The sequence below is a fragment of the Microcystis sp. LE18-22.4A genome (assembly GCF_027531105.1).
Classification (GTDB): domain Bacteria; phylum Cyanobacteriota; class Cyanobacteriia; order Cyanobacteriales; family Microcystaceae; genus Microcystis; species Microcystis aeruginosa.
Window position 1 is genome coordinate 1 of record NZ_JAPZRB010000396.1, and the last position, 4,016, is coordinate 4,016.

Sequence of the window (4,016 nt, forward strand, 5' to 3'; positions counted from 1 at the left end):
CGTTAAAATCGATGTTTGATAATTTTACCCTGCGCTTGTTCTGCTAACGCTTGCTCTAGTGCCTGCTGTTCAGAAAGAGGGATATCTGCAAAGCGAATGACCGATGTTTCCTGACAAATGAGATAATCTGGATTAAGCTGCCTTAAGAGTTCCTCAGCTGCAGATGCGATCGCTTGTTTAATCTCTTCATCTCAAGCAGGTTGAGTCGTCTGGAAAAGATCAGATTGCATAAAAAGTCTAAGCCAATCAAAACGCTATGGTTTCCTTTATTCTAACACCAAAAAAGCTATCACGCTATATTTATAGAGGGCGATCACTTCTAAGGTCAGTATTGCAGCTTAAGTCGTTTATTATCAGCAACGCCCAGGTAATTTACTCGCTATTTAAGGGCGGACTGCTAATAACTGGACTTGTACCGTTTCAGGAAGTTTTATTATGACAAAATGATTTTCTGGATACAAATAATCTTCACCAGATTCATCAATCACTCGCAAACATCCCACCTCTTGCGCTTTAGCATCAGGTAACACTTGATAAAGTTTACAAACCTCTAAATCTCCGCCTTCTTCAGCGGTAATACAGATAGCAAATTCAATGTTAGATGCTGGTGTTTGCATAAATATTTAGTCCAAAACTCGTTTAACTTTCATTTTTCGCCGACCAATACCTTGAGACTCATACCAGTGTAGTTCAGCTTTGCGGATTTCTCCATTAGGAAATTGAACTAAGCCGACTCCTTTTAGCTTTCGCCATCGACGACCCCCAAACTGCGCTTTTAGCCTTCTGAGTTCACGAATAGAGAGGTTGACGGCGATAATCTCTATTTCGGTTAGTTCTCCAATCAACTCAAAGCCATTACCCATGTCATCATTCTAACAAAGATTAATAAAAATGTGGAATGCCCCAAAAAAAGCGATCGCACTTGATCAATAGAGCGCGATCACTGCCAATTTAAGGCTAGATTGACCAGTTTTTTATTTTAATTTGCGCTTCAAGACTGAACCAGCACCAAGAACACCGATGGCGAGTAAACCCAAGACTGAAGCAGGTTCAGGAACAGGTACTGAAGCAGGTTCAGGAACAGGTACGGAATCTGGAGTAACGCTTCCAAATGTGATATCGTCAAATACAATTTGGTTGGCAACACCAGCAAAACTAACGGATTTAGCGATACCAGCGAAACCAACGCCAACCGGTACAAATGGACAAAAACCAGCGGAGTAAACAGGATCGCAATTGCTAGAAGTCGTCGGAAGAGATAAGCTGGCAAGTAAACTACCTGTTCCATTTAGTCCATCATACACACCGATACTCCCTGACTGAAGGATCGCTGTGTAAAAGAACGAGAATCCAGTGTCAAAACCACTCGCAAGATTCATGAAAGTTTCAGAACCAGACAGGAAAAATAAGGCACCCTTCTGAGAATTTGGATTCCCTAATCCACCGCGGGATGTATTACTACACATTATACCTGGAGTGTTCAAACAAATTGCTTGGGCATTGGATGAAAACTCTACCCCATAATTTGTCCCTGTAGTTCCGGCACTGCTTGTGCCACCGTTGTAGAAATTCTGTACGAATGCGTAGCCACTAGGATAGGTTGCGTTGACACCCTCGAAGTCCAATACAGTGACAGCAGCAGAAGCAGGTAAGGTGACGAAACTTGTTGCTGCTCCAAAAAGAGCTGCTCCAGCACCAACCATCGAAAATTTTTTAAGCACAGTCGAAGTTTTCATACTCAGAAAGTTTCCTCAAAACAAATAAACAAACAAATGTTCTGAATGCCCTTTAAAGGAGAAAATCTCAAATTAAGCGACATTGGCAAGGGAGAAAGACTGATTTTTTCAAAATTGCCAATCACTAAATTTTAAGTTAGTTCCTCAATGACAAGACAGAGCAACAACAGGATTTTACCCCCCCCCCGATTTTGTCAAGTGTAAACCAACACAAATTTACAAAAATTTATAATTATTGTTACCCTTGAGAGTAGGGTAGTAAATCTCAATTTGGTCGAAATATCTATATTACAGGGCGCACGCAGTTCGATAAACTCACTGACCACAGTGCGCCCCTACTATTGGCGCAATAATATTATTGTAGGGGCGAATTGCATTCGCCCTCTTTGATCCCCCCTTAATCCAAGGAGGGTATCTGACAATTTTTAACCCCTACCTAATTAACAGCTAATCCCTAATCTCTCAATAACAGATATTCGCGAATCTCAAAAAAGTTATCCCAAGGAATATAGGGTTGATTTTCCGCTTGCAGATAATCGATTAAACGATCCCTAGCAAAAACTAGATCGGCCCTTCTAGCCATGGTAATATCGGTAACGGAATCACCGATCGCAATAGTTTCTACTCCTGAATATTTGTCCATAATCAAGGCTTTAGCCACTAATTCCGTCTCATTTTCCCAATCGGAGCGAACTTGCAAATATTCCCCTTGAGTATGAAGATTGACCCCATAAATTGCCGTCACCTTATCTAATAGTCCCTCCCGTTTTAAGACCGTTTCAATCATGCCTTGAATGCCACCGGAGATAATAATAAAAGGGATGGATTGCTCCTGTAAAAAAGCGAGGAATTCGGCTAATCCGGGGCGAATTGGCTTGCTTTCGGCATAGGCGAGAATATCGGCGTACTTTTGGCTCGGTATCGACTCTAGCAGTTGACGAACACCCCGGCGCAGACTGAGAGTGCGGGCGTACATTTGGGGCATAATTTGGGCTGATAAATCGGGGGCGAATTCTTTGAGCATACCCGCAAAAGTCTCCACGGCGGTGATAGTGCCATCAAAGTCACAGAAAACAATTTTACTCATGGGGTGACAAAATATCTGAAATTGGATATAATCGAAGGTTATGATTAATTTTACAGAGATTATCCGACTCTAGAGCTTCAACCCCCATGAAATCCTATCTCGCCGCCGCCATTCAAATGACCAGTCAGCCGGATTTAGAGAAAAATCTCGCTGCCGCTGAAGAATTGATCGAACTTGCCGTGGGTAAAGGGGCGGAATTAATCGGTTTACCAGAGAATTTCGCTTTTATGGGGGCAGAAACCGATAAAATCGCCCAGGCCGAGACTATTGCTCGAAAAGCCGATAAATTCCTCCGCACCATGGCCCAACGGTTTCAAGTGACCATTTTAGGGGGTGGTTTTCCCGTGCCGGTGACGGGTATTCCCGATAAGGCTTATAATACCGCTATTTTAGTCGATGGCAACGGTGCGGAATTAGCCCGTTATCAAAAAGTCCATCTCTTTGATGTCAATGTCCCGGATGGTAACACCTATCAGGAATCGAGTACAGTCATGGCAGGGATCGATTTACCGCCGATTTATGGCTCCGATAGCTTGGGAAAAATTGGCCTCTCGATTTGCTATGATGTGCGTTTTCCCGAACTCTATCGCTATTTATCGCGGCAAGGAGCCGATGTTTTATTTGTACCCGCGGCGTTTACAGCTTTTACAGGGAAAGATCATTGGAAAGTTTTGTTACAAGCGCGAGCGATCGAGAATACTTGTTATATAATAGCTCCCGCTCAAACGGGCAATAATTACGAACGCCGTTACACCCACGGTCACGCTATGATTATCGATCCTTGGGGTGTGGTTTTAGCCGATGCGGGGGAAGAAGCGGGAGTGGCAATTGCCGAAATTAATCCCCAACGTCTGCAACAGGTGCGACGACAAATGCCTTCCCTACAGCATCGTGTTTTTGTTTAAAATTCGATTCGACAATTTTAACGCCTAATTTTGGGATTTAACTCGGTTTTTTCGCGTAACATTGCTCCCTGATAGCAAGGGCCGAATCTCAAACCTAATTAGGGTTCTTCGGTTTGTCTTATGCAATGTACAGGGTTATAAGGAATTAAACTCTTATAGAGAAAGACATTTGGCGATTTTTGTTAATTGTTTTCGATCTAGAGCGAACTAATCAATTAAATCTCTTGCCAGATAAAGATTTAGTCCATTTATGCCGCCCTATCGAACCATACTAAGTAACGAAGAACC

5 protein-coding genes are annotated in these 4,016 nt (G+C 42.8%); 1 reads left to right on the plus strand and 4 read right to left on the minus strand.

The window, feature by feature from the left end; all coding sequences use genetic code 11:
• Positions 1 to 383: 383 nt before the first annotated feature.
• The 4 genes from O9295_RS17540 to O9295_RS17555 all read right to left on the minus strand — a co-directional run bounded on the left by O9295_RS17540 (position 384) and on the right by O9295_RS17555 (position 2,823).
• A complete protein-coding gene (locus O9295_RS17540) occupies positions 384 to 617 on the minus strand; it encodes a hypothetical protein (protein WP_002745620.1) in 234 nt (77 codons plus the stop codon).
• 6 nt (positions 618 to 623) lie between these two features.
• Positions 624 to 863, minus strand: coding sequence for a hypothetical protein (locus O9295_RS17545; protein WP_147070618.1), 240 nt, complete (start codon positions 861 to 863; stop codon positions 624 to 626).
• 111 nt (positions 864 to 974) lie between these two features.
• A complete protein-coding gene (locus O9295_RS17550) occupies positions 975 to 1,736 on the minus strand; it encodes a PEP-CTERM sorting domain-containing protein (protein ID WP_288034188.1) in 762 nt (253 codons plus the stop codon).
• Between the two features lie 454 nt (positions 1,737 to 2,190).
• Positions 2,191 to 2,823 (minus strand): HAD-IB family phosphatase, encoded by a 633-nt coding sequence (locus O9295_RS17555; RefSeq protein WP_288034190.1) that lies wholly within the window; start codon positions 2,821 to 2,823, stop codon positions 2,191 to 2,193.
• 86 nt (positions 2,824 to 2,909) lie between these two features.
• On the opposite strand from O9295_RS17555, the gene O9295_RS17560 reads away from it, so the two are divergent.
• A complete protein-coding gene (locus O9295_RS17560) occupies positions 2,910 to 3,728 on the plus strand; it encodes a carbon-nitrogen hydrolase family protein (RefSeq protein ID WP_079209431.1) in 819 nt (272 codons plus the stop codon).
• Positions 3,729 to 4,016: the final 288 nt, after the last annotated feature.

Bases quoted from the DNA above. Each gene is read 5' to 3' on its own strand.
- O9295_RS17540 (WP_002745620.1), bottom strand. From the start codon at position 617: ATGCAAACACCAGCATCTAACATTGAATTTGCTATCTGTATTACCGCT.
- O9295_RS17545 (WP_147070618.1), bottom strand. From the start codon at position 863: ATGGGTAATGGCTTTGAGTTGATTGGAGAACTAACCGAAATAGAGATT.
- O9295_RS17550 (WP_288034188.1), bottom strand. From the start codon at position 1,736: ATGAAAACTTCGACTGTGCTTAAAAAATTTTCGATGGTTGGTGCTGGA.
- O9295_RS17555 (WP_288034190.1), bottom strand. From the start codon at position 2,823: ATGAGTAAAATTGTTTTCTGTGACTTTGATGGCACTATCACCGCCGTG.
- O9295_RS17560 (WP_079209431.1), top strand. From the start codon at position 2,910: ATGAAATCCTATCTCGCCGCCGCCATTCAAATGACCAGTCAGCCGGAT.